The following is a 24,105-nucleotide window of genomic DNA, read 5'->3' as shown; positions in this document are numbered from 1 at the left end:
TCCTTTATTGTTTCATAGATTTGCATCTATGCGAAACTGAAAACCATGCGCCAAGCAGGCTCAGCGCTACAATGATGTTAAGCAGTTGCTTTGAGCGCCGCTGCATATAGCCGTTCAAGTCGCTCTGCATAGCGATTCCATGTTAGTTCATGTTCAACTCGCAAGCGCGCCGTTGCGCCGAGCATCGCCGCTCGTTGTGGTTGATTGAGTAAATCGATGATTGCCGCACTAAGTGCTTGGGGCTGGGCTGGTGGCACAAGCACGCCATGTTCGCCCGCTGTGATGACCGCTGGCACACCGGCAATCTTGCTGGCCACAATTGGCCGTCCAGCGCCCATGGCTTCGAGCAAGGTATTGGGCAAACCATCGACGTTGCCGCTACGGTCGCGCACCGACGGCAGCACAAAGATCGTTGCTGCATTCAAGGCACTGTTAATTGCATCGTGGCCAATTGCCCCGGGAAACAGCACACTCGCGCCCAGCCCTAATTCAGCAACTTGGGCCTGCAATTGCTCCAAACCTGGGCCATAGCCACCAATCATCAATTTGGCAGTTGGATGCTGGGCCAACACGCTGGCGAAGGCTTGCACCAAATAATTAAAGCCTTTTTTCTCGACCATGCGCCCGACCGTAAATAACAATGGCGTGCTGTCATCCAGCCCGTGCTGGTGGCGAAAGGCCGCGCCCGCCGCAGCATCTGGCTGAAAATCGTGGGCATCGACACAATAGGGTAGCACATGCAATTTGCCTGGTTCAGCGCCCAACGCCGCCGCACGGGTGGTTAAATCGCTCGATGGCGCGGTGACTGCCGAGGCATAGCGCATAATCGCTGTATTGATCCAGCCAGTTGGCGCGCTGCGTTCAGCGACCGAAACATCAGAACCATGGGTGCTGATAATCAACGGCAATTTGCGCTGGCGAGCCAAGAGCCAAGCAGGAAAGCCATTTGGAATCGCCCAATGACCATGAATCAGATCAAAAGGTTGGTGTTTGGTGAGCTGCGCCATGCTGCGCCACGCTGAAGCAACCGCCAAGGGAGCAACCAAAAATGCTGCATTGCGCATCTGCACATCATTATGCAAGGCTCCAGCATAGCCCCAAACACTCAAGCTCGGATGCGGCGCATAGCGATAGCGATGCAGCTTGATGCCCCGAACCACAGCGCCGCGTTTTAATTCGGGATGCTCAGGCAAGAGCATGTGCACCTCGTGGCCACGCTCGACCACGGCGGCGGCAATTTCTTCGATAAAGGGCGCAGTCATCTCACCGGGATATTTGGGAAACGACGACGCAATCATGAGTATGCGCATACAATCACTATTCGCTCATAAGCTAGTAGCCAACGCTATAGCCTCGTATGATGATGAATTCAAGCTTGGAGTCGAACCTTGGCGCGCCAGTTTTGGCTCCAGCAAACTGGCGTTATTGAATTTCATAGATGTAGACTGTGCGGTTTTTTGGCCCCGCAAAACTGGCCCGTAACTTAAAGCCTGCTAGTTCCTCGCCTCTGAGCAAGTGACCTAAGCCAATTTGGGCTTGATCTTTGTTGTTTTGCACAGCATTGACCACGATAAACGAGGCTTTGTAATACGTTGCAACCTGTTTGATTACGTTCAAATCGGCTACATTTGGGTTCATCACCGCAGCCCGTTCAGCATGGAAATTCAGCTGCCACGGCACGCGGGTCATCACCACTGCCTCTGGTGGTGTGTTTTGGCGCAACCATTCAAAGGCCTGCAAATCAGGCTGCCACTCGGCGTATTCGCTGCCAACCACGGTCGCGCTTTTATTGGCGGCCTCGACCCAGCCAGGCGTAAGCGCCAAAACCAGCAAATAGCCAGCAACCACCAAGGCCAAAGGCCGCCCGCGCTGATTCCAGCAACGAGCGATGGCATCGTGAATCGCCACCAATGCGCCTGCTGCCAGCAAAGCCAAAAACGGCACTAACGGCACAAAATAGCGTTCTTCGTCGGCGTGCCAATAGAATGCCAAAAACACGATATAGGGCGCAAAACTAGCTGCAACCAAGGCCATCAGGCTTGCTTGTTGGCGGCGGGCTGCCAGCAAGCCAATTAAACTCAGCCATGCGCCCAACATCAACCAAACATAGGGCTTGCCATTTACACCCTGATCGTTGTTGCCCATCAAATTGCCGCGCCCGCTCAACATGCCCAAGGCCGGACTGGCTGGTAACAGGTAGTTGCGGGTGGCTTCAAATTGATTGCCAATTTTATCAAAGGTTTTTTGATAGCCCCAACGCAAAATCCAGCTTGGCTCAGGCAGGCCATTGCTGCCCGGCAAGCCTTGCTCGTTGGTGTAGATATTGTAGATCGAATCGAAATTTGTGTAGCCGATGATCCACGCGTCGTAGCTTTCGGTCGAAAAAGCAGGCTTGCCAAACTCGTGGAGGTTGCGCGCGATGTAGGGCGCAAAGACCAAAACCGCTGGCAAAACCCACCACAATGCTGCTGTGCGATAGGCTTTCCAGCGATCGTCGACCTGCCACAAACGCCAAATCAGCCACAAGCCCATGCCAATTGCCACAATTACTGCGCTGGTTTTTTGCCAACACATCAGCCCAATGATTAAGCCCGAGCCAAGCAAGCGCTCTTTGCTGTGGGTCACAAGGCTACGCCAGAGCAACCAAATTGCCGCAGCGTAAAACAGCACAAACGCCAAATCCGAAGTGCTATAGATCATCAAGCGAAACATATGCCGATTGATCAACACCAGCAGCACCGCGATCAAGCCAACTCGTGTATCCCATAATTGGCGGGCAATGTGGTAGACCAACATCGAAAGCAAACTAAAAAAGATCAGATTGGGAATTTTGGCGGCCCATGGTTCTGGCCCAAACAAAGCAAAAAACGGCGCAATCCAAACTGGCTGCAACATAGGCCATGTTTCTTGCACCCGCGTCACGCTGCCATTAGGATAGAGCCTGAAAAACTGGGTGACATAATCAACAACCCAGCCACGGCCAGCGACCAAATTGCGGGCCACCACGCCATTATCCGAGTAATCGGCGTTGCCAAGGTAATTGATTTGGCGAATCACGCTCCAACTATAGAGCAGCCAAACCCCAACCAGCACGCCAAGCACCGCCCAGCCCAAGCCTTGGCGGGTGCGCAAGCGTCGATTGAGGCGATCGAGCATGCGATTGAAATCGCCCCAGTAGAAGGCGACGATAAACAAACTTGCCACCGCCAACGACACCACAATAATCGCCCCAGGATCGTACATTCGAGCTTTGGGCAGCCAGGTATTTGCTGCCTGTTTCAGTGGCGGCCAACTGAGCGCCAGCAAGCCAATAATCGCCGCGAAGCCCAGCCCATAATCGAAATGTTGGCTCAGCCGCTCGCGGAAATGCAACCAGCCATCAATCAGCAGTTGGCGTGCATTCCAGAGCGCTTGCAAACCCACGCTGAGCAACACAAGCTCAAACGATGGTTGGAGCCAGTGGCGGGCAAAATAGGCTAAATTCAGCCAAAAAGCCACCAAAACCAAGCTGAGCAAAAACAGCGGCCAGCGCGCCCGCACGCTCTGCCAGCCAGCCAAAACCAGCAAGCCCAAGGCTACGGCCATGCGCCAAATCAGGCTCCAAGCAGGCAAATTCAGGCCAACGCTGTTGCTCGTAGCACTCACGCCATACAAGCGCAAGCCATGCGGGCGGCGGTCGCTGGGGTAGAGGGTTGTGCCAGTAAAGGTGGCAGTATTATCCAAGGTTGGGAGTTGCTGAAGGCTATCGCTGAGCCGCAATTCAAGCTCTAAGTTGCTTTGGCTGAGCGCTGGGGTGCTTAATTGATAGATTGTACGTTGGCTTTGGGCCTCAAACACGCCGATAACTTGTTGATTGACCAGCACATGCACGAATGGTTGGCGCAGGTCGCTGCGCAACACATCGTCGGGCCAGCCAACCAGATCAAGCGCCAAGCTATAGCTGCTGTTTGTGCCAAGCGCTGGAATTTGAATTTGCGTGCTGCCACGTGTCCAGCGAAAACGATTGCCGCTGGCATCGAGTTCATCGGGGAAAACGGTACCAAGATCGGTTGCTGCTTGGCCAAGTGCCTCGCTAGAAACCAAAAAAGGCTGATCGCCCAGCCCATCGCTGGCAATCCGCACCTGAGTTGGCAACTGATAGAGTGCCGTTAAAAGCCCAAGTGCTATCAGCAACACACTTGCGATTGTAATGATCCATTGACGCAGCGACCATGCAGCGCGGCGTTGCCACCAGTGTTGTATCAAGCCAGCCTCAATATCGTTTCATCGATCACAACGTGGCATTATACCAGAGCATTGCGACGCTGCTTTTCAGCCATTTTTCATTGTATTTGGCCTTGGTTTTATGCCATGATGGCGGGTATTTGGAGGCAATGATGATCAAAGCAATTGTTTTTGATATTGGCGGTGTGTTGGAAATTACGCCCCCAACTGGCTGGATTGAGCGTTGGGAGCAACAGTTGGGTTTGGCTGCGGGCAGTATCAACCAGCAAATGCACGACCTTTGGCTCGGTGGTAGCATCGGCACGGTTAGCGAGCAAGTGGTCGAAGCGGGCATCGCCGAACGCTTAGGCTTGGACGAACGTCAATTAGCTGCCTTTTTAGCCGATTTATGGGCTGAATATTTGGGCACGCTTAATCACGAATTGCTTGAATTTTTTGCCAGCCTACGCCCACGCTATACGACTGCGATTTTGAGCAATAGTTTTGTGGGTGCACGCCAGCGTGAACAAGCCGCCTACGGCTTTGAAGATTGCTGCGATTTGATTATCTATTCGCACGAAGAAGGCTTGAAAAAGCCCGACCCAGCCTTTTATCGTTTGGCCTGCGAGCGGCTTAACATCCAGCCTCACGAGATGTTTTTTCTCGATGATATTGAGGTGGTGGTCGAAGCCGCCCACGCTGTTGGCATTAACGCGATTCTGTATCGCTCAAATCAACAGGCGATTGCCGAGATTCAGGCCTTGTTGGCAGCTGCTTGATCGGCTTGGGCCAAAATTTCATACAACAGCACGCCCGTGGCTACCGCCAAATTCAGCGAATCGGCTTGGCCGTGCATTGGCAGGCTGACCAAGGCTTGGCACTGTGCTTGTTGCTCTGCATCCAAGCCTTCGCGCTCGCTGCCCATCAGCAAAATTAATGGTTGGGGGTAGCGATAGCTGCGATAATGGTTGCTGGCCGAATCTGCCGCCCCAACCAGATTAAAGCCACTTTGGCCGAGCCATTGGCGAAATTCAGCCCACGCTGCTTTGACCAAGCGCTGGCTAAATAAGGTTCCCATGCTGGCGCGTCCGGTTGCTGGATCATAGGGATCGGTGCAATCGCCAAGCAAGATCACCCCAGTTGCGCCGACCGCATCGCCAGTGCGCAAAATCGTGCCCAAATTGCCGGGATCGCTGATCGCGTTGAGCGCGATCCAGCACAGCCCTTGATTGGGCGTAATATCGTTGAGGCTAGACCATTGTTGCTGGACAACTGCGGCCAAGCCTTGCGGGCCATCTTTGCTCGAAAGGCTGGCAAAAACCTCGCCGCTCACTTCGAGAATTGTTGTGCCTTGTTGGCGTTGCTGCTCAACTAATTCTTGGGCAAATTGGCTACGCAATAAGTCGGGCGCGACAATCAATTGCTCGATTGGAGCGTTGGCTTGGGTTGCTTCGGTGACATTGCGAATGCCTTCGATAAAAAAGCGGCCGCTGGCTTCACGCTCGCGGCGCTGGCGCAAGGCTCGAATCTGTTTAATTGTGGGGTTATTTCTGCTGGTTAACATGGTTTAAAACTTTCTGGTTGCAATTGGTGCTAGAGCTATTGTAACAACCAATGCGCAAAATTGATCCACGAAGCGCACGAAGGGCCGAAACCACGAAGGGCACGAAGCGCACGAAGAGCACGAAGGTTAAGTTTTTGATCCACGAAGGGCACGAAGAGCACGAAGGATGATTCTTTGAGCCACGGATTGTTGCAATGAGGCTTTTTGACTTCTGCCTTTTGACTTTTGATTTTATTTCATCCCTCATAATTCATCCTTCATAATTTATCCCTATGCTCTCTGTTCTTTTGACTTTTTCTTTATGCTCTCTGTTCTTTTTGCCTTTTGCCTTTTGATTTTTGACTTGATCAAGGGCTTTTATGGTATAGTCTGTGCGGAGTTCTTGCTAAAAGGCAACATTGTGGAAAATATTGAATATAGCGTGATGGCGGCGGTTGAGGAGCAACATTGGTGGTATGTTGGCATGCGCCACATCGCCCAAACATGGCTTGATCAATTGCCAGTGCATCGCGCTTGGCGCGCGCTCGACGCTGGTTGTGGCACGGCGGGCAACGTCGCTTATTTGCTTGGCGATTATGGCCCAGCCTATGGCTTGGATTTAATGCGAGCAGCGGTGCAATTGGGCCGCCAAAAAACCGATGCGCCACTGACCCAAGGCTCGGTGCTGACCTTGCCTTATCGCGATGCAAGCTTTGATCTGGTGACCTCGTTTGAGGTGTTGTACCATCGCGCAGTGCCCGACGAAGTGGCGGCCTTGCAAGAAATATATCGCGTGCTCAAGCCTGGTGGTTGGGTTTTGCTGCGCATGCCAGCTTACCATTGGCTCTATTCTGCTCACGATCGTTCGGTGCATACCCGCCGCCGCTACACCAACAAGGAAGTTCAGCAGTTATTGCGGGCCGCCGATTTTACGATTGAACGCAGTTCGTATATCAATAGTGTGCTGTTTCCCTTAATTTTGGTGCAGCGCTTGATCGAGCGGCTACGGCCAAGTGTGCCAACCAGCGACTCGGCGATGCAATTGCCAAGCCGCTTGGCCAACAAACTATTTGGCGCGGCCATGAACTTCGAAGCCCGTTGGCTCGAATCGGGCGCACGCTTTCCATTTGGGCTATCAATTTTGACCCTCGCCCAAAAACCCAATCATTCGGTATAATCACACGATAGATTTATAGATTGAGAACATTACATGCAAGCTTTTTTAACCAATATTGCCCAACGACCAGCTTTATGGGCCACGTTGCGGCGGATTGTTGAAAATAATTATGTTGGCGAACGCGCCGCAATTGCCGACGAACTTACGCCATGGCTGCAAACCAAGCCGCGGCGCTTTTTGGATTTTGGCTGTGGCACTGGTGAATTTGCTGCATCGTTTCCGCAGCATAGCTATATGGGCGTTGATCTTTCGCAAGGCTATGTGCGCTATGCCGCCACGCTCAGCGAGCATCGTTTTGGCGTGATGAACGGCAATGCCTTGGCCTTTGGCGATGCCAGTTTCGATGCAGCCTTAATTGTGGGCGTGATTCACCATCTTGATGATGCATTGGCCCAAGTTACGGCCCGCGAACTGCACCGCGTTTTGGCTCCTGGCGGCGAAATTTTGATGCTTGAGGATATTCCAGCCCAAGATTGGTGGAATCTGCCCGGGCGTTTGATGCATTGGCTTGATCGGGGTGATGCAATTCGCCAAGACGAAGATTATGGCCGCTTATTCGCGCCTTACTTTACCATCCAACGCCGCTGGTCGATTCGCAGTGGAATTTGTGATTATGCAGTTTACCGTTTTAGCCGCGTCGATTAAACGGGGAGTAGGCGAGCATGGCACTGCTATTCGCTTGTTTAGCAGTGCCATTGGCTTGCTGATCGCTGGTCAATTGTGTTATCGCAAGGCCTTGCTGACTGCATCGCAGCATAGTTTAAATAGCTTGTGGCAGGTGAGCCAAAGTTTCTGGGGCATTTTGGGCATTGGCCTGATTTTGCTTTCACTCATTCCATGGCTTGCCTTGCTGGCGCGCCGTCAATTGAGCTTTTTCTACCCATTGTGGAGCATCGCCACGATTATTGTGGTGCTGATCAATTGGTGGTGGTTTGGCGGTGGCATGTCGTGGCAAACCCTTGCGGGCATTGGATTGGTCTTTGTTGGAGTCAGCCTGTTGTTTCGCGGTGGGCATAGTATTTAACAAGGGGTCAGAAAGTATGAAGGATGAGGGATGAAGGATGAAATGAATTGAGACAAGCGTTGGATTTAACGCAGAGGCGCAGAGCATGGGCTATGGGCTGACAGAAATTTGTTGGGCCAATAGCCTAGATCCTAGAGCCTCATGCCTTTCGTGAATCAAACCTTATCCCTGAAGCCTAGTCCCTGACCCCTACATACAACAAACGAGCAAAGACATGATGCAAACGTGGTGGATTATTGGTGCGGTGCTGGCGATGATGCTTGGCAATTTAATTGTTCGCGCAGGCATGGTTGGGGTACAACTAGCCCACACAAACCGTTTAAGCACCTTGCAAGTCTTGCGCTATGGCCTCCGGCGTTGGCAAGTTTGGCTGGGCATGCTGTTGCTGTTTGTTGGCATCATAGCCTGGATTAGCAGCGTAGTTTGGTGGCGTTTGGAGCTGAGCTATACCCTGCTTGGTTTGAGCTATGTCGCGACGATTGTGTTTGCATGGTGGTTTGTCGGTGAAACTCTGACCCTCGAAAAGATGTTTGGGGCGATTATTATTGTGGTCGGCATTCTGTTGATTATTCGTGGTAGCGGATTTTAAGGGGCGTTTGTGCAGATGGCTGTGGGTCGATATGCCCGTGTAATTTTGCTAAGCAGCATCGTTGCTGGGCTGTTGCTATGGCTTGGCTGGCAACGTTTAGTTCCTTTCAACTTGGCGATTGGTGGCGATTTAGTTATTGGCGAGTCGGGCGAGCAATTTGCCTTGATGTACGATCAGCCTTATCTTACCAATGTGCATGCCCCCGAACCAGCCACCGTTGATCTGAGCACCACAGAAACCTATCGCTGGACGCAGCCAGAAGCAACGATTGATGTGCCCTATCTGAATGGCAGCGCGCAGCTTGTTCGGCTCAGTTTAGCGCCGCCATCAGTGCCCCAAACCCCGTTTTTGCTCAAAGCCAATGCTGCTGAAGTTCGCACCGATTTGCCACCAGGCCAACGCACCTTGCATATATTTGCCCCAGCCAGCGCCGATGGTGGCCTCAAGCTCGAATTGCAAGCGCCGACCTATAATGCCAGCCCAGACCCGCGCTTGTTAGGCGTAGTGTTGTATCGCATGCAAGTTCAGCCGCTGAGCCATACTTGGTTTATGCCATGGGCTGGTTGGCTCGATTTGCTGGTGTTGGTGATTGTGGTTGGCTTGGGCGCGGCGTTGGCAGGCTTGGCTCCGCTGACGGCTGCTGGCGCAATGCTGGTAACGAGCAGTGGTTTGGGCGTGTTGTTGGCAACAGTGCGCACGATCATCACGCTCGATACATGCCAATTGCGCACAATTAGCTTGGGCTGTTTGCTGGTGGTTGGGTTGGGGCGGTGGTTGGCTGAACGTCGCCAAAACCCCGAAATTGCCTTGGTCGCTGGCATGACGGCGCTTGGCTTGGCCTTGCGCCTGATTGGCATTCGCCATCCGCAAACCAACTTTAGCGATCTGCTGTTAAACGTCAACAACCTTGCCAGCACCAGCTCTGGCGATTTGCTGTTTACCGAAGGTTTGCCCTGTGCTGCGGGTGCTGGCCGTTCGCCCTATCCACCTGGCACCTATCTCTTCACCCAACCATTGAGTGTATTGCTGCCAGCCAGCCTCAATCGAGGCATTTTGATTCAGGTGCTTGGGGCGTTTGCCGATGCGATGGTTATTCCGTTGCTGTGGTGGCTGGTGGATCGCACTCGCGATGCGCGAACGCCAGCGCGGGCGGCATTGTGGGCGGCCAGCCTGTATCTTGCGCCATTGGCGATGCTGCGGGCAATGGTGATTGGCGAATGGAGCAATGTGCTGGGGCAGGCGCTGGCCTTGCCTGTGCTGGCGTGGCTTGGGCTGTGGCTGGCCAGCAATCAGCCGCGAGCTTGGCAACCAGCCCTAATCGCCGGCCTGACGGTTGCGGCCTTACAGCATAGTGGCACGATGTTGTCGCTTGGGTTGTGGGGCGTGGCGCTCGCCGGATTTTTGGCTTGGCAACGCCAATGGTCGGTGCTTGGACGCTTGGTGGTGATTGGCACGAGTGCAGTGGTGTTGGCGGTTGGTTTGTATTACAGCAATTTCTTGGGCGACCCAACGCTCGCCAACAATGGGGTAATTTGCCCAGCGCCACGTCCGCTCGGCCAAAAATTGTGGGGCGTGGTGTGGAACGATCTACTTGCGCTCGACGGGCGGGTTCCGGCTTGGTTTTGGTTGGTCGGCTTGGGCGGAGCATTCAGCTTGCGCCATGGTTTAGCCCGTTTGGCAACGCCAATTTGGGCTTGGCTCGCAACCTTTGTGCTTTCGCTTAGCTCATTAATTTGGTCGGAGCAAACCGTGCGTTGGTGGCTGTTTATCTTGCCTGCTTTGGCGTTGAGCGGCGGGGTTGGCCTTGCAACATTGGCCCAACGTGGGCGCTTTGGCCGTGCCAGTGCGATTGCCGCCAGCTTGTTCATTATCGCCGCCTCAATGGTGCTCTGGACTGACTTTATCATCGAGTATCGCACTGGGGCGTTTGTGCCGTAGAGCCATTAAGAACATAGAACAAAAGTCAAAATTCAAAAGTGCGATGAGACTATGGGCTATGGGCTATCGGAACATTGCATTAACGACGGTTTGACCCCTCACCCCAACCCCTCTCCCACGTGGCGTGCGAGGGGCTTTAATCGCGTGGTTCTTGCGCACTGCGTTGGTAAAAACCGGTGCTCCCCTCGCCCGCGTTCAGTGGGAGAGGGGCTGGGGGTGAGGGCATGAAACATGGTTGCCAACCCAATGAACCAGTACAGCTATGGGCTAGCGGAACGTTTTGTGGTAGAGCAATAGCCCAGAGCCTAGAGCCTTATCTTCGTGTCCTTCGCGCGCTTCGCGGTTCCGTTTCACTGAACCCTGATCCCTCGCCCCTCATCCCTCGCTCTCGTGGATCAATTACAGCCCAAGCAAGGCTTTGACCGCGTGATAGTAATCGACTAAGCCAGCGATGCTGACCCACTCGTCGTCGGTATGCAGGCCTGCGCCTTCTGGACCCCAACAAACCGCTGGAATTCCCGCATCGCTGTAGAAACGGGCATCGGAGCCGAAATGCTCACGGAATAGCTGGGCTTGGCGGCCAAGGCTGGTTTGCTGAGCATCAACAATCCGCTGTAAATTTGGCTCCTCAGCAGCTGTGTTGAGCGCCGTGCCGCGATGCAAAATTTGTACGTTGGCATTCGGCTCGCTGGGCGTGGCAAAAGCTTGCTTCACATTATCAATCACCGCATCAGCGCCTTCTTCTGGTGTCCAGCGAATATCGAGATTAAGCTGGGCATTGGCGGGAATCCGATTGCCAGCATCGCCGCCTTTGATAATCGACGGCGTAACCGTGGTACGCCAAATTTCTTGCTCAGGGGTTGGATAATAGTCGTACAAGCGCCCAAGACCGCTGGCCAAGCGTTCAATTGGATTCACGCCCTCCCAAGGCCGCGAACCGTGAGCAGGCACGCCCGGTTGTTCAACCGCCAACCACAAAATGCCCTTGGCTCCATGGCAAATATTGAGGTTGGTCGGCTCGCCAGCAATAAATAAATTGGCATGCCAGCCTTCATCGCGCAATAAGGCCGTGCCATTAGCCCCGCCAATTTCCTCATCGGTGACAAATTGGAAGCTCACGCTTGGGCGTTGTTCGGCAGGCAATTGAGCAATTTCTTTGATAATTTCAATGTAGACCGCCGCTGATCCCTTCATGTCTTGTGTGCCGCGCCCATACAATTTGCCATCGCGCTCGAAGGCTTGCCATTGCTCAGGGCGGGCTGGCACAACATCAAGGTGGGCGTTTAAAATAATATCGCTAGTCAACTCTTGGCTAAAATTAACCACCAACATCGGGTAGCCGCTTGCATCGCGATGATGCAACTGCGCCGCTGGATAAGCGGCTAATTCGGCCACCACTAAATCAATCACTGGCTGTAAATCGCGCTTTTCGGCGGAAACACTGGGAATTGCCACCAAGCGCGTGGTCAGATCAACCAAGGTTGTACGAATCGACACACAAAACCCCTTTCGCTAAGCCTAGCTGTATTGTAACAAAAGCCCTAACGCAATGCGCTAGGGCTAAAGAGCGAAGATCCCCTCACCCCAACCGCTCTCCCGTGGCGCGGGCGAGGGGCTTTTACGGTGGTTTGCACCTGATTCGTTGGGCATTCCCGACGGCTCCCCGTCGCCCGCGTTGAGTGGGGCGGCGGCTGGCGGTGTTGAACCCCTCACCCCAACCCCTCTCCCACGCGGCGGGCGAGGGGCTTTAACAGCATGGTTCGCTCCCAATTCCTTGGTGAACCACGGGTGCTCCCCCTCGCCCACGTTTTCGTGGGAGAGGGGGTTGGGGGGTGAGGGAACGCTCCACCGCCGACCAATCGCTCAAAACCGACCCTTGAAAGGAGGGGGCTGGGGGGTGAGGAAACCTACCTTCTAGCGGCCTGGACGTGCACCAACTTGGACTTGCACGTCGCGGGTGCGCCCACCACCCTCGGCTACCGAGACCGTAATCCGATCGCCTGGTTGGGTGGTTAGCTCCAAGATTGCAATCACGTCACCAGATTCGAGCACTGCTTGACCATTGATTGCTACAATCACATCGCCAACTTGCAACCCTGCTTGTGCCGCTGGCCCTTCGTAGAGCTGGGTAATCACAACGCCTTTGCTGGGCAGGTTATTGGCTTCGGCAAAGTAGCTGTCGGCGCTGGCCAAGGCTGCACCGAAGAATGGGTGGGTATAGCTGCCATCACGAATAATTGCTGGCGCAACCAGCTTGACCAAATTGGCTGGCACTGCGAAGCCCAAGCCGATGTTCGCGCCCCGGCCTGATGGGTCGAGAATGAAGGTATTGACCCCAATCACTTGGCCTTGGCTATTGAACAACGGCCCGCCCGAATTGCCTGGGTTAATCGCTGCGTCGGTTTGCAAAACGCCCGGGATTGAGAAGGTACTACCGCCGCCTTCGTTCTTGGCCCCGCGAATTGCGCTAATAATCCCTGCTGTGGCAGTGCGATTCTCTCCATAGGGATTGCCAATCGCCACCACCACATCGCCAACTTGAATCGCTGACGAATCGCCAAATTCGACAGGCACTAAAATGTTGGGATTTGGATTGCGCACTTTAATTACTGCCAAGTCTGAATCGCTATCGATCCCAATCAAATCGGCAATTGCGGCCTCGCCATCGATAAAATTGACCAAAACGCTGCTACTTGTGCCGACAACGTGATTATTGGTCACAATATGGCCCTCTTTATCGATCACAAAGCCCGTGCCAAGCGATTCGCCTTGGCTGCTTTGCACATCGATGCGCACAACTGAGGGATTGCCGCGATTGTAGACCGCCCGAATCACATTGCTATACGCATCGACCGATGCTTGGTTGACCGGAAGTTGTGCAGCGGTTGTTGCCTGCGGCACATTCGACGGCACAATCGCCGCATCGGCGACGCTTGGCCGCGCGGTTGGCGATTGAGTAACGACATCGCAACTGACCATCAACAACATTCCCAGCAAAATTCCACTTAACATCCAGCCTAAGCGGTCACGAAGCTGCATACAACCTCCAAAAAGCTAGTCCAATTTGCAACCTACGCCGAGTATAGCAAAAGCAGCGCCATCCTCCTACAGATAAAGTTCGGTATAATTGTCCTGATCCATGTTTGCTGATTGTCACTCGTTGTCGCTAGGACAATCTGTTAAAACACATGCTATTGGATTATTGCTCCACAAGGATGGCTCTATGTTTGGTTCATTTATCGCCCGCCACTTCGATTTTCGGCCAGTTGCTGCCCGCCAATGGGTTCAATTAATCTTTGGCTTGAGCATGTATGGCCTAGCAATTAGTTTTATGATGCAGAGCCAGTTTGGGTTGGGGCCGTGGGATCTCTTTCACCAAGGGATTAACAAACTGACCGGCTTGAAAGTCGGCTTGGTCAGCGAATTGGTTGGCTTTGCGCTGATGGCAATGTTGCTGTTGGTTGATATTCGCTTTGGCTGGGGCACAATTAGCAATATTATTTTAATTGGGCTGGTCACTGATTTAACCATGCCGTTGATTCCCATCGTAGCAACGTGGCCGTGGCAATTGGGCTACTATCTGCTGGCGTTACTGCTGTGTGGTATCGGCATCGGAGCCTATATTGGGGCCAATATGGGTGCTGGCCCACGTGATAGCTTTATGCTGTTTTTGGTGCGGCGTTTCAACTGGCCAGTGCGCCATGTCCGAACAAGCATTGAGCTTTCGGTGCTCTTTTTGGGCTGGATCATGGGCGGCGATGTTGGCTGGGGAACCTTGCTGTTTGCGGTGAGCATTGGCCCAGCGGTGCAATGGGGGCTGAAATTGTTCAAGGCCTTGCCCCATTCGGCCAAACCTGAGCCTGTTGCAGCTGAGCCAGTCGAGGCTGCACCGTTGGCGTAATGGATGTTCCCTCACCCTCCAGCCCTCTCTCCCACTGGACGCGGGCGAGGGGGAGCACCCGTTTTTACCAAGGAATTGCCGAAGAACCATGGCGTTAAAGCCTCGCTCCCACTTGGCACGAGCGCGGTGGCGCACTGATTTGTTAGCAGATAATTTTGTTAAATCTAGCAACCAAAAGCCCCTCGCCCGCGCCACGGGAGAGGGGTTGGGGTGAGGGGATCTCAACCAAAAGCCCCTCACTCGGCCAACGGTTTGGGCTGAGCGAAATTAAAACAACCGTTCTTGGGCAGCGTCGGAGTCGGCTGGAGCTTGGCGCTCAAAATTAAAGGCTGGCAATTCTTCGAGGCTGGTGATGCCAAAAATATGCAAAAATTGGCTGGTAGTGCCATAGAGCACTGGGCGGCCAAGCGTTTCTGCGCGGCCAACCTCGTAGATTAGCTCGCGTGCCAAGAGCGAACGCACTACACCACTCGAATCCACGCCGCGAATTGCTTCAAGCCCAGCTCGTGTGACTGGCTGGCGATAGGCGATAATTGCCAACACTTCGAGCGCTGCTGGCGAGAGTTTTTGCGGTTGGCTTACGCCTAAAAAGCGTTCGAGGGCGCTGGTGGCTTCGGGGGCGCTGACCAATTGCAAGGTGCCAGCTTGATCTTGCAGGCGAATCCCGCGCCCAGTGAAGCGTTGGCGTAAATCGGCAATCAACAAGGGCAAATCGTGTTCGCGCAATTCAAGCGCTTTGGCCAAGGTTGCATATTCAACCGCATCGCCTGCCACAAACAGCACAGCTTCGGCGCGCAACAACAAATCGGGGTGCAAATGCTCAGGGCTTGGGCTTGGCTCGGGGTTTGGCTGATCGATCGGCTCGATCAATGCTGCTGGCTCATCAACTCCAACATCGGCTGCAAGCTCAGGCTGATCGGTTGCGGTGCTAAGCATAGGTAGTTCTTGATCTACATTCATGGCTAAATGGCTTGGTGATTTGGCGAAGTGTTGAACCAAACGGGCAATCACCACGGCAAACAGCTTGAGCCAACGGCGCAGCATAGTTTGTCGTGGTGATTGCCCGCTCATGCAATTTAGACGGTTGCTTCGGTGCGAGCAACTTTAACTTCAATCCGCCCAAGGCCAATCTTGTTAAGCATGATTTTGCGCTTGAGGGCTTGAATATTCTCGCCGTTTGGAATGGCTTTGGGGCATTCCGAGCAGTTGAAAATGGTGTGACAGCGCCAAACCCCAGTTTCTGAGCCAACAATCTCCAAGCGCGCCTTGATGGCGGTGTCGCGTGAATCTTCGACAAAGCGATAGGCGCGGGTCAAGGCCGATGGGCCGTAGTATTCACCGTTGCTCCAGTGAACTGGGCATGCCGATGTACAGCAGCCACATTGGTTACAGGTTGCAGCCAAGGCAATGCGATTGGCATCTTTGGGGCTTTGCAAGCGCTCTTTGCCATCTTCTGGCTTGGCGATGTCGGTCACCAAGTAGGGCAACATCACTGCATCTTTGGCAAAGAACGAATCGAAATCCACGACCAAATCGCGAATGACGGGGAAGCCAGGTAATGGTGCCAAGGCAATTTCGGTTGCGTTCAAGCCCATCACGCGGGTGGTCGAGGCCAAACGATTGCGGCCATTGACCATCATGCCACAACTGCCGTCGATCCCCGATTGCGAGCCACGGCGAAACGCCAAGGTGCTATCTTGCTCTTCTTTGATAATGTTCAAAGCGTCAAGAATCGTGGTATAGGGCGTTACCTCGACGTGGTAGATCTGATATTTTGCGGTAAAATCGGTGGCAGCATCGAAGCGTGGCACACGAAAAGTTACTTTCATTGAAACTACTCCACTAGGTTTCTAGCGCTTAGAGCGCAGCCACGCTTGCTTTTGCCACAGCGTCGGCCACATCAAGCAGCCGATCAAGCTCTAGGGCTTCGAGCAATTCAGTATTAAAGCGGCGATTTTTATCGTGCAAGCCAATTTGGCCAAACTGGTCGCGCAGGCTATGCACAAAGCCAACTTGTTGCTCATTGCTGGCGCTTTGGCTGCTAAAGGCATGGCGCAGGTTTTTGCGCACCAAGCCTAGTTTATGCGCACCTTTTTGGCTCAGCAAGCCTTCAATTTCATCGCTGGCGTTGCTGGTGGCGTAGCTTGGCACATTGCCATAGACAGCTGTGCCAAGTTTGGCGGCAATTGCTGCGCCTGCCAATTTGGCAAATACCACAGCGGCGGCCAATTCGTTACCAGGCAAGGCTTGCTCGCCATGCACGCCGTTATTGGCACATGCCCCAACTGCATACAAGCCTTCGAAGCCTGCTACGCTGCCGTTGAGGTCGGTTGCCAAGCCACCAAGCGTCGCTTGTTGGGTTGGCTTGACTGGAATCAAATCGTGCTTGGGGTTTACGCCAGCGAAATCTTCGGCATAATCCAAGACGTGTGGGTAGCGCTCGCGAATTTGGCTGGTCGACAGATGCCGCACATCAAGCCAAACATGGCCATCAACTCCATTGCCAGCGGCAATTTCTGCATTGATTGCAGCGGTCACAACATCCAAGCTCGCTAGCTCGTTGGTAAAGCGCTTTTCGCTTGCGTTGAGCAGATGTGCGCCATCAGCCAGCACCCGTTCGTTGATAATCAAGCCAGTGTTGGCCACGCCCAACGGATGGAAACTGACCAGATCCATGCCTGTCAGACTGATGCCAGCGCGCAAAGCGGCGGCATGGCCATCGCCAGTTGAGGCATACGAATCTGCTGAATTGGCATACAATTGGCCATAGCTGCCTGTTGCCAGCACCGTTACTTTGGCATTGATGACGTTAATTTCGCTGCTCCGAATATCGAGCACGCTTACGCCACGCACATTTTTGCCATCGACCACCAAGCCCAGCATAAACTGCTCAGGATAAACTTGGATACCAAAGCGAATCACTTCGCCATACAAGGTCGTGACAATCGCATGGCCGGTTTGGTCGCCTGCGTTGGCCAAGCGTGGTTGGCTATGGCCATAGGCTGGTTGTTGGGCAATGCGGCCAGTTTTTAAGCGGCTAAATGGCAAGCCCATGTGCTCTAATTCGTACACAGCAGCGGGAGCCAGCTCGCACAGCGCTTTGACAGCGGCGGCATTATTGCTTTTGCCATAAGCCAGCGTATCGCTGATATGGGCTTCGACGCTATCGGCGCTGCTATTGCCTAAGGCGGCAGCAATGCCAGTGCGTTCGACCACCGAAGCGGCGCGCACTGGATATTGTTTGGTTACAATCGCCACATTCGCTTGCGGCGCAGTGCGTTTAATTTCAAGGGCGCAGCGCATCCCAGCGATGCCACTGCCAACCACAATTACATCATGCTGAATCACAGACGACACTCCTTATGCCAAAGCCCACAACGTCCAGAAACCCAAAATTGCTCCGGCGATACCCAAGACAATCAACACAAAGTTGACCGTATGGCGCACAGCGCTATTGGTTGTCCAGTCGTAGATGACATTGCGAAAGCCGTTTAAGCCATGAAACAGCGCACACAGTAACAACAACCCTTCGTTAAGCACATACCAAATTGGAAATGCGCGGAAGGTTTCACGAGCGCCTTCATAGGTCAGCACTGGTGTATCTAACTTGGTGAAATAGGTAAAATACAGGTGGATTGGCAAAAACAGCAACAAACCATACGAAGAAAGGCGTTGCAAAATCCACAACAGCGTGCCCGCACCAGGTTCTACTTTAACCTTTTGCGCGCGGCTTGTAACGCTGATAACGTCTCGGTGCACCATTGAAGCGATTCCTTTCCAGCCGTTATGCCGCGATATTGGCAATAATCTTAATAAAGAGCAGCACAAACAGCGCCACCGTCAAGACCAACGAAAGCCAGAATGAGGCGCGTTGGAAGCGCGCGCCAATGCCAGCCTCAAGGGTCAAAACCCGCAAGCCAGTCAGGGCATGCAACACCACCATCGCCACAACCACCGCATGGGTAATATGCCAAAAGGTTGTGTTATACGCTGCCATCGCCGTGTTGAAGGCCGCCGCAGCGGTGCCAGCCGGTTCGTCGCTGGTGCGAATAACCGTGCTCAATTCCCAAATGTACGTCAGCATATACACCGTGAGCAACAAGCCCGAAAAACGGAGTAAAATGCGCGCTAGATACGAGGCACTCGTTTGATAACGGTCCAAAATCGTGCGAGTGGACACGTAACCTCCTTATTGATGCTGAATTCCAAATTACTGGCTGAGAGCCTGTAAGCGTTCCACAAAAAGATCAAGCTCTGCTTCTACGGTATAGAAAAATGGCGATACCCGCACATGGCCAGGCCGGTGATCAACAATAATTCCCTGCTCAGCCAAGGCGGCCACTAGCTTGGCATGCTCGGCACTTTGGATCATCACGATCCCTGCATGCTGCTGTGGGTCACCAGCAATAGTTAATTGATAGCCTGCATCGCGCAGTTTGGCCACCAAATAGGCCACTAGCTCGCTCGTGCGTTGTTGAATTGCCGCAACGCCATGCTCAAGGATAATTTGCATGCCAGCATGGCCTGCATACACCGCCGCCAAAGCTGGTGTGCCAACCTCAAAACGCCGCGCATCGGGGGCAAACTCAAAGCTGTTTGGGTCGAAGGCAAATTGTTTGGCATGACCAAACCAGCCTGCAACCGTGGGCTTAAGCTGCGGAATTAAACTTGGTCGCACATAACATTCCACAATGCCCGTGCCACCAAGCAGCCACTTCAAGCCCCCAGTCATGTAGAAATCCAAATCGCTGGCAACGACATCAACTGGCACTTGGCCCGCCGCCTGATAGCCATCGATCAGACAGAGCGCACCTTTGGCATGGGCCAGTTTGGCAATTTCAGCAATTGGCTGAATCGTGCCACTCGCAAAAAAGACATGCGAGGTTGCCACCAAGGCTGTGCGCTCGTCGATTGCGGCCTCGTAGGCTTCAAGCGGCACGTGCACACCATCGGGCGAGGGCAATAGCACCACCTCGACCTCAGGATGCGCCAACCATTGATAGGGAATTGTTGGGAAATCAAGGACGGTTGAAATAACCTTAGGCCGTTGGCGATAATCCAAGGCACTGGCCAGCACCGAAAGTGCCACACCAACGCTTGGAGCCAAGGCCACCGAGCCAGCAGGCGCGTTGAATAAGCGTTCGGTGGTGGCGCGCAATCCAGCGCACTCGCCAAGCCAAATCTTATACCAAGCCGAAGCCCCGTACTCTTCCCATAAATCCAAATGCTGATTAACTGCCGAACGTACGCGGGTGCTCAATGCGCCAAGCGAACAGGTATTGAGATAGGTTTTGCGGCTTAAAATCGGAAACTCAGCCCGACTTGCCAACCAATCACGCGGTGCAGTGCTCATGGTTGTAAACACAAATATCACCTGCCGATCAGAAATTTCTGATCAGAGGCTCGCGAATCAGCAACTCCAGAAACTTGTTTGGATTATAGCGCAGTTTAATGGGAGTGTCGAACGCAAATCAATGCCTTGTAATCAGCAATTTTAGCCAATCAGTAGGCATTGATTCGCTTGAGGGGTCTAGGCTTTGCCAGCGCGAATTTTGAGGTTGAGTAGGCGTGCTGCCTCATGTTGCACAAACCATGGATCTTGGGCTAAAGCATTGAGTGCTTGCTCAAAATAGGGTTTGGCCGCCTCGTGCTCACCCAATGCCGCTAAATTCTCGCCAATTTCTTCGAACACAAAGCCATCGCTCTGCTCTGCTGCTTGTAATTCGGCGGCGAGCGTTTGTTGCAAGTCGAGCGCTTGCTGATATTCGCCCAACGAGCGTAAACAGCGGGCCACCGACCAGCGCGCAATTTGAATTTGGCGTGGGCGTTCACGCGCTATCCACGCTTGCTCTGCTTCTTTGAATAATGCCAAAGCTTCAGCAAACTTGCCCCGTTCATGGAAGTCCCACGCTGCATTATTCAGCATGGCGGGAATTAATGCTTGGGCTTTGGGGTCATCCGAGTTGCGGGCCAAGGCTAAGCCGCGCTGGTTCCAAACCAAGGCTTGTTCGCTGCCAGGATTGCTAATCGCCAGCATATGCGCCGCATCAACTGCCAAGCCAACCAGACCTGCTTGCGAGGCGAGTTCCCAAGCTTGGTTAAAGAAATAACTTGCCATTTCATGTTCGCCAGCAGCATTGTGGGTGCGGCCTCGTTCGAGGTAGTAGCGCACTTGAGGCCGTTCACTTGCTCCATTTAATTGAGCTTCCAGCTGATCAAGCCGTTCGTGGGCTTCGGCAAAGCGCCCACGCAACGAAAAGGTTCGCGCAATTTGGCTCAGCAGTTCAAGCTGATCATCGCCAGTTGTTTCGGCCAAGGCTTGAATAAAGCGACTCTCGCTCGCAGCAGGATCAGCATATTCCCACAGCGCATCAATATCCATGATTTTGGTGCTCCAATCCGATTAAATAGCACAGCCTTGCTATTTTAAAGAATTGCATGAATCACTGTCAAGCGTTCTGTGAAGTTTCTTTGCTGACAATTTTCATAACAAATAATTGCTACCATTTGATTAAAGCTCTGATTTACTGATAGATTTTGTTATAATTAATCATATCAAGTAATCGATGTCAACAGATGTAAAATATGCATTTATAAAGTATAATAAGGTATAAATTATTTTCTAGGGCTTATCTTCATATACTTACTGAAGCAGGAGCTGACTAGTATGAGTGGTATAAGTATTTCAAAAGTCAATCAAATCGTTTCTGATCTCAAAACTGCGGAAGGTTCGGCATTACTCGATCAGGTGAGAATTATCGCAACCTTGGGTGACTCGCATTCGCGCATCGTTGTAGCGCTTTTAGAATTATTTGATGCTCCTTATACTCCCTCCGATGTGCGAACTAAAATTGTTGAGGTGCTTCAAAAAGAACCCCATGCATCGATTGTTAATCGTAGTTCTTCGTGGAAATTGGCACTCCAAACATATATACCACAAGCTGTTTCTGTAGATAATTAACCAGCGCCAAGTGCAGCATTGCATATGAATCCATTAGCTATAAATCCTCCAATAATGACAAGTGGCACTATCAATCAGACAGTATCCGCCAACGCGGGCGTTGCAGCAACCAAACCTTGCCCCTATTGCGCTGAACAAATTTTAGTTGATGCTAAAAAATGTCGTTTTTGCAACGAATGGCTGAGTTCATCCACCAATCCTGCACCAATGGGTATAACCCAAACTTATGCTCCTCAAAAAACGCAAAAATTTCTAGCAATGGAACTTTCAACAAGAGTTATGATGATTACAGGGTTTATTTTATTTTTTCTTTTTTTCTCACCATTTGTCTCCTGTGGTCCAATCGAAATGTCCGCTGGAACAGTTGCTTTTGCCAGTGTTGCTGATGTTGCTGATAATCGTAACAATAACGATGAAGGATCGATCATATGGCTATCGCTGATATTAGTGCCAATTACCGCAGCAACATTGTTTGTTACTGGTATGTCAATGGCTCAGGAATTAGCAGCGAATATTACTCATCCTCAAAAACCAGAACGAACCCAAATATTAGTAATTATTACTAGTTTTATCGTAGCCGGTTTAGGAATATTAATCACATTTCATCCGATTATTGAATTGCTTTGGGGTTATTATGCAATTATGGGATGTTTAGCAACAGCATTTTGGTAATTAAGATGATGGATTAGGAATATTATTGTTATTCTGTCCATTTATTAGTATCTAAATGAAACAAAGTGCGCCATTTCATGATGCTACAGTCTTTTTGTCAGTAGCAGATCGATCATGGCGCATTGTTCAAAGCGTTGCCAAATGGCGTGTATCATTTAAGCTGGCAAGCGTGCGATTATTAAATGGTGTGCTTTGGGTTAGCCACGAAATGCTGCCCGAATTAACTTGAAATGCAACAGAGCCAAGCGCTTCAATTGGCATCCCAATCCAGGCCGCAATCACAAAGCTGGCAGCAAAGCCATGGGTCACAATCACCAGCTGTTGCGCTGCTGAGTTGATAATCGTTTCCATGGCAGCATAAACCCTCGTTGCCACTTCGCGCCGATTCTCGCTGCTTGGATAGACGCGATGATCAAGCCGACCTGCACCATGTGGCGGATAAATGATCTGCTGATCGAACCACGCTTGATCGCGACCTTCAGCAGCACCATAACTCATTTCGCGTAAGCGCTGATCGAGCACAACTTGGCTGTGCAAGGCTTGGGCGATGAATTCAGCAGTTTGGGTGGTGCGTTGCAAATCGGAGCTATAAATTGGGCTGGATTGGGGTAATTCTGCGCCCAAAACTGCCGCAATTGCCGTGGCTTGCTGCTGTCCAAGCTCGGTCAAACCTGTGTCATACCAGCCGCCAACTTTCTGCTCAACATGGTGTTGCGATTCAGGATGGGTTACGAGGGCAATTTTACGCATTCGCCGGGCCTAAAATCTGCTTGACGCGCCCGACTTCGCCGCTCACCAAGCGCACTTTGATGCCATGCGGGTGATTTGGCGATTTGGTCAAAATATCTTTGACAATGCCGGTTGTCGTTTTGCCTGTCGCCTGATCTTGCTTGAGCACAATCGCGACTTGGAGTCCTGGTTTGATTGTGCTGCGTTGTTGACCGTTCATTGTTGCTCCTCAAAAATGTAATTGCTGAATTATACAGGTTGCTTGAGCACAACGAGCTGATCGCCAAGCCGAATTGTGCCCAACTTGCGTGGGACTAATTGAATGCCAAAGGGTACGCCGCCAGCGGTTTTATGATAGCGAGCCAAGCTGCGCAATGGCTCTTGCTTAGGATGTTTCTCGCCAGTTGTCGGATCGACGGTGATCAGCACACAGCGCGGGCATGCTTGGGCCACTTCAAACAAACATTCGCCGATTTGTAGCCACTGCCAGTGATCTTCTTGGTAGGCTTGCTCACCATCGATCACAATATTTGGGCGAAACTGAGTCATGCTTGCTGGTTGTTCAAGCCGCTGGTTGAGGTCATCCAACGAAGCCTGCGAAGCCAGCAAAATCGGATAATCGTCGGCGTAGCTCACACGGTCGTCGCTGCGCCCAGTGTAGCCCGAAGCCATCTCGGTTGGCAACGCTCGCTCACAGCCTTCGCCCATATAAATCACCAAGCAATCGAGGCCAAGATACTCGCTGAAGGCCTGATTAATCGCCTCGTTATAGACCATGGCTGGGTGCTGTTCCTCGGCCCATAAATTGACACGCTCAATCGGGCTAAACAATTTGGGCAAGGCGAGCGGCTCAGCTAAGGTTGGTAAATGGACGAGCAAGCCTTCGGCAGTAATTTCGCTGCGAATTGCCAACAATTTGCCATGCTCGCGCGCTGTGATAATGCGCCGATTTTCGCTGGCAACGACTGCCCAACGGCGATCGTTGGCAAAGCCACGCAGCTCCAACCGCGCCTGATCGAGCTTAATCCCTGCTGTCGATTTAATTGGATAAATCGCCAGATCAATTACTTGTGCCATTGAATCCTCCTCGAATGCCAACAATTAAACGCATTATACGAGCAAGCACAAGGCGAGAGGATCAGGCTATAGGCTATAGGCTATAGGCTATCGGGGTTATTTGGTATCTTATTGTCAAAAGCCAATAGCCATATTTCTCTGCGCCTCTGCGTTAAACGATTGATCCCCGAAGGGCACGAAGAGAGGGTAGGTTTAAAAAAGCGTGATGGTCAAACATTCCCTCACCCCCCAGCCCCCTCTCCCACGAAAACGCGGGCGAGGGGGAGCATCAATGTTCACCAAAAATCATGC

General features: G+C 52.4%; 24 protein-coding genes. 9 read left to right on the top strand and 15 right to left on the bottom strand.

Annotation, left to right across the window (positions count from 1 at the left end; all coding sequences use genetic code 11):
* Positions 1 to 77 precede the first annotated feature (77 nt).
* Both ACFMKP_RS13430 and ACFMKP_RS13425 read right to left on the bottom strand, forming a co-directional pair.
* Positions 78 to 1,310: a glycosyltransferase gene (locus ACFMKP_RS13430; protein ID WP_382292491.1), complete on the bottom strand. Its 1,233-nt coding sequence runs from the start codon at positions 1,308 to 1,310 to the stop codon at positions 78 to 80.
* 112 nt (positions 1,311 to 1,422) lie between these two features.
* Positions 1,423 to 4,245, bottom strand: coding sequence for a glycosyltransferase family 39 protein (locus ACFMKP_RS13425; protein ID WP_382292490.1), 2,823 nt, complete (start codon positions 4,243 to 4,245; stop codon positions 1,423 to 1,425).
* 32 nt (positions 4,246 to 4,277) lie between these two features.
* Here ACFMKP_RS13425 and ACFMKP_RS13420 point away from each other — a divergent pair, with 32 nt between their 5' ends.
* Entirely contained in the window at positions 4,278 to 4,982 is a 705-nt protein-coding gene (locus tag ACFMKP_RS13420) for an HAD family hydrolase (protein ID WP_382292489.1), read from the top strand.
* Here ACFMKP_RS13420 and ACFMKP_RS13415 read toward each other — a convergent pair.
* Positions 4,958 to 5,767, bottom strand: coding sequence for a TrmH family RNA methyltransferase (locus ACFMKP_RS13415; protein WP_382292488.1), 810 nt, complete (start codon positions 5,765 to 5,767; stop codon positions 4,958 to 4,960). The two genes, ACFMKP_RS13420 and ACFMKP_RS13415, sit on opposite strands and share 25 nt — an antisense overlap.
* 400 nt (positions 5,768 to 6,167) lie before the next feature.
* On the opposite strand from ACFMKP_RS13415, the gene ACFMKP_RS13410 reads away from it, so the two are divergent.
* From ACFMKP_RS13410 to ACFMKP_RS13390, 5 genes are all read left to right on the top strand, one after another.
* Positions 6,168 to 6,923 (top strand): class I SAM-dependent methyltransferase, encoded by a 756-nt coding sequence (locus ACFMKP_RS13410; protein WP_382292487.1) that lies wholly within the window; start codon positions 6,168 to 6,170, stop codon positions 6,921 to 6,923.
* Between the two features lie 33 nt (positions 6,924 to 6,956).
* Complete coding sequence (locus tag ACFMKP_RS13405; protein WP_110519106.1) at positions 6,957 to 7,568, top strand: class I SAM-dependent methyltransferase; 612 nt, start codon at positions 6,957 to 6,959, stop codon at positions 7,566 to 7,568.
* Positions 7,537 to 7,947: a hypothetical protein gene (locus tag ACFMKP_RS13400; protein WP_382292486.1), complete on the top strand. Its 411-nt coding sequence runs from the start codon at positions 7,537 to 7,539 to the stop codon at positions 7,945 to 7,947. The genes ACFMKP_RS13405 and ACFMKP_RS13400 overlap by 32 nt, the downstream gene beginning before the upstream one ends.
* Before the next feature lie 214 nt (positions 7,948 to 8,161).
* Positions 8,162 to 8,536: an EamA family transporter gene (locus ACFMKP_RS13395; protein WP_382292485.1), complete on the top strand. Its 375-nt coding sequence runs from the start codon at positions 8,162 to 8,164 to the stop codon at positions 8,534 to 8,536.
* A 15-nt stretch (positions 8,537 to 8,551) separates the two neighbouring features.
* Positions 8,552 to 10,474 (top strand): hypothetical protein, encoded by a 1,923-nt coding sequence (locus tag ACFMKP_RS13390; RefSeq protein WP_382292484.1) that lies wholly within the window; start codon positions 8,552 to 8,554, stop codon positions 10,472 to 10,474.
* A 399-nt stretch (positions 10,475 to 10,873) separates the two neighbouring features.
* Here the strand turns inward: ACFMKP_RS13390 and ACFMKP_RS13385 are convergent, their stop codons facing one another.
* Entirely contained in the window at positions 10,874 to 11,971 is a 1,098-nt protein-coding gene (locus ACFMKP_RS13385) for a M20 family metallopeptidase (RefSeq protein ID WP_382292483.1), read from the bottom strand.
* Positions 11,972 to 12,388: 417 nt separating this feature from the next.
* Positions 12,389 to 13,513, bottom strand: a complete 1,125-nt coding sequence (locus ACFMKP_RS13380; protein ID WP_382292482.1) for a S1C family serine protease — start codon at positions 13,511 to 13,513, stop codon at positions 12,389 to 12,391.
* 184 nt (positions 13,514 to 13,697) lie between these two features.
* Here ACFMKP_RS13380 and ACFMKP_RS13375 point away from each other — a divergent pair, with 184 nt between their 5' ends.
* The gene (locus ACFMKP_RS13375) at positions 13,698 to 14,375 is read left to right on the top strand and encodes a YitT family protein (protein WP_382292481.1); all 678 of its coding nucleotides are present in this window, start codon (positions 13,698 to 13,700) and stop codon (positions 14,373 to 14,375) included.
* Positions 14,376 to 14,642: 267 nt separating this feature from the next.
* On the opposite strand, the gene scpB is transcribed toward ACFMKP_RS13375, so the two are convergent.
* From scpB to ACFMKP_RS13340, 7 genes are all read right to left on the bottom strand, one after another.
* Positions 14,643 to 15,419, bottom strand: a complete 777-nt coding sequence (gene scpB / locus ACFMKP_RS13370) for an SMC-Scp complex subunit ScpB (RefSeq protein ID WP_382292480.1) — start codon at positions 15,417 to 15,419, stop codon at positions 14,643 to 14,645.
* A 32-nt stretch (positions 15,420 to 15,451) separates the two neighbouring features.
* Complete coding sequence (locus tag ACFMKP_RS13365) at positions 15,452 to 16,204, bottom strand: succinate dehydrogenase/fumarate reductase iron-sulfur subunit (RefSeq protein WP_382292479.1); 753 nt, start codon at positions 16,202 to 16,204, stop codon at positions 15,452 to 15,454.
* Between the two features lie 28 nt (positions 16,205 to 16,232).
* A complete protein-coding gene (locus tag ACFMKP_RS13360) occupies positions 16,233 to 17,723 on the bottom strand; it encodes an FAD-binding protein (RefSeq protein ID WP_382292478.1) in 1,491 nt (496 codons plus the stop codon).
* A gap of 12 nt (positions 17,724 to 17,735) precedes the next feature.
* Positions 17,736 to 18,137: a succinate dehydrogenase, hydrophobic membrane anchor protein gene (locus tag ACFMKP_RS13355; protein ID WP_382292477.1), complete on the bottom strand. Its 402-nt coding sequence runs from the start codon at positions 18,135 to 18,137 to the stop codon at positions 17,736 to 17,738.
* A 22-nt stretch (positions 18,138 to 18,159) separates the two neighbouring features.
* Positions 18,160 to 18,555 (bottom strand): hypothetical protein, encoded by a 396-nt coding sequence (locus ACFMKP_RS13350; RefSeq protein WP_054536518.1) that lies wholly within the window; start codon positions 18,553 to 18,555, stop codon positions 18,160 to 18,162.
* 30 nt (positions 18,556 to 18,585) lie between these two features.
* A complete protein-coding gene (locus tag ACFMKP_RS13345) occupies positions 18,586 to 19,740 on the bottom strand; it encodes an aminotransferase class V-fold PLP-dependent enzyme (protein WP_382292476.1) in 1,155 nt (384 codons plus the stop codon).
* Between the two features lie 165 nt (positions 19,741 to 19,905).
* On the bottom strand, positions 19,906 to 20,757 hold the full coding sequence (locus ACFMKP_RS13340; RefSeq protein WP_382292475.1) for a tetratricopeptide repeat protein: 852 nt from the start codon (positions 20,755 to 20,757) through the stop codon (positions 19,906 to 19,908).
* A gap of 285 nt (positions 20,758 to 21,042) precedes the next feature.
* Between ACFMKP_RS13340 and ACFMKP_RS13335 the strand changes: the two genes are divergently transcribed.
* Both ACFMKP_RS13335 and ACFMKP_RS13330 read left to right on the top strand, forming a co-directional pair.
* Complete coding sequence (locus tag ACFMKP_RS13335; protein ID WP_382292474.1) at positions 21,043 to 21,336, top strand: hypothetical protein; 294 nt, start codon at positions 21,043 to 21,045, stop codon at positions 21,334 to 21,336.
* Positions 21,337 to 21,360: 24 nt separating this feature from the next.
* Positions 21,361 to 22,008, top strand: a complete 648-nt coding sequence (locus ACFMKP_RS13330; protein WP_382292473.1) for a hypothetical protein — start codon at positions 21,361 to 21,363, stop codon at positions 22,006 to 22,008.
* Between the two features lie 126 nt (positions 22,009 to 22,134).
* Here the strand turns inward: ACFMKP_RS13330 and ACFMKP_RS13325 are convergent, their stop codons facing one another.
* Genes ACFMKP_RS13325 through ACFMKP_RS13315 form a run of 3 tightly spaced genes read right to left on the bottom strand, consistent with a single transcriptional unit; the run spans position 22,135 to position 23,814 of the window.
* Positions 22,135 to 22,758 (bottom strand): histidine phosphatase family protein, encoded by a 624-nt coding sequence (locus ACFMKP_RS13325; protein ID WP_382292472.1) that lies wholly within the window; start codon positions 22,756 to 22,758, stop codon positions 22,135 to 22,137.
* On the bottom strand, positions 22,751 to 22,957 hold the full coding sequence (locus tag ACFMKP_RS13320) for a YwbE family protein (RefSeq protein WP_382292471.1): 207 nt from the start codon (positions 22,955 to 22,957) through the stop codon (positions 22,751 to 22,753). The genes ACFMKP_RS13325 and ACFMKP_RS13320 overlap by 8 nt, the downstream gene beginning before the upstream one ends.
* 29 nt (positions 22,958 to 22,986) lie before the next feature.
* The gene (locus ACFMKP_RS13315; protein WP_382292470.1) at positions 22,987 to 23,814 is read right to left on the bottom strand and encodes an MOSC domain-containing protein; all 828 of its coding nucleotides are present in this window, start codon (positions 23,812 to 23,814) and stop codon (positions 22,987 to 22,989) included.
* Positions 23,815 to 24,105 lie beyond the last annotated feature (291 nt).

This window comes from Herpetosiphon sp. NSE202 (assembly GCF_042688385.1).
In the GTDB taxonomy this organism is placed as follows: Bacteria; Chloroflexota; Chloroflexia; order Chloroflexales; family Herpetosiphonaceae; genus Herpetosiphon.
The sequence above is the reverse complement of the archived record's forward strand: the minus strand, read 5'-3'. Positions and strand labels throughout refer to the sequence as shown.

Excerpts from the sequence above, each read along its gene's own strand:
- ACFMKP_RS13430 (WP_382292491.1), bottom strand. The coding sequence starts at position 1,310 with ATGCGCATACTCATGATTGCGTCGTCGTTTCCCAAATATCCCGGTGAG.
- ACFMKP_RS13415 (WP_382292488.1), bottom strand. The coding sequence starts at position 5,767 with ATGTTAACCAGCAGAAATAACCCCACAATTAAACAGATTCGAGCCTTG.
- ACFMKP_RS13405 (WP_110519106.1), top strand. The coding sequence starts at position 6,957 with ATGCAAGCTTTTTTAACCAATATTGCCCAACGACCAGCTTTATGGGCC.
- ACFMKP_RS13400 (WP_382292486.1), top strand. The coding sequence starts at position 7,537 with ATGCAGTTTACCGTTTTAGCCGCGTCGATTAAACGGGGAGTAGGCGAG.
- ACFMKP_RS13395 (WP_382292485.1), top strand. The coding sequence starts at position 8,162 with ATGATGCAAACGTGGTGGATTATTGGTGCGGTGCTGGCGATGATGCTT.
- ACFMKP_RS13390 (WP_382292484.1), top strand. The coding sequence starts at position 8,552 with ATGGCTGTGGGTCGATATGCCCGTGTAATTTTGCTAAGCAGCATCGTT.
- ACFMKP_RS13380 (WP_382292482.1), bottom strand. The coding sequence starts at position 13,513 with ATGCAGCTTCGTGACCGCTTAGGCTGGATGTTAAGTGGAATTTTGCTG.
- ACFMKP_RS13375 (WP_382292481.1), top strand. The coding sequence starts at position 13,698 with ATGTTTGGTTCATTTATCGCCCGCCACTTCGATTTTCGGCCAGTTGCT.
- scpB (WP_382292480.1), bottom strand. The coding sequence starts at position 15,419 with ATGCTGCGCCGTTGGCTCAAGCTGTTTGCCGTGGTGATTGCCCGTTTG.
- ACFMKP_RS13365 (WP_382292479.1), bottom strand. The coding sequence starts at position 16,204 with ATGAAAGTAACTTTTCGTGTGCCACGCTTCGATGCTGCCACCGATTTT.
- ACFMKP_RS13355 (WP_382292477.1), bottom strand. The coding sequence starts at position 18,137 with ATGGTGCACCGAGACGTTATCAGCGTTACAAGCCGCGCGCAAAAGGTT.
- ACFMKP_RS13340 (WP_382292475.1), bottom strand. The coding sequence starts at position 20,757 with ATGGATATTGATGCGCTGTGGGAATATGCTGATCCTGCTGCGAGCGAG.
- ACFMKP_RS13335 (WP_382292474.1), top strand. The coding sequence starts at position 21,043 with ATGAGTGGTATAAGTATTTCAAAAGTCAATCAAATCGTTTCTGATCTC.
- ACFMKP_RS13330 (WP_382292473.1), top strand. The coding sequence starts at position 21,361 with ATGAATCCATTAGCTATAAATCCTCCAATAATGACAAGTGGCACTATC.
- ACFMKP_RS13325 (WP_382292472.1), bottom strand. The coding sequence starts at position 22,758 with ATGCGTAAAATTGCCCTCGTAACCCATCCTGAATCGCAACACCATGTT.
- ACFMKP_RS13320 (WP_382292471.1), bottom strand. The coding sequence starts at position 22,957 with ATGAACGGTCAACAACGCAGCACAATCAAACCAGGACTCCAAGTCGCG.
- ACFMKP_RS13315 (WP_382292470.1), bottom strand. The coding sequence starts at position 23,814 with ATGGCACAAGTAATTGATCTGGCGATTTATCCAATTAAATCGACAGCA.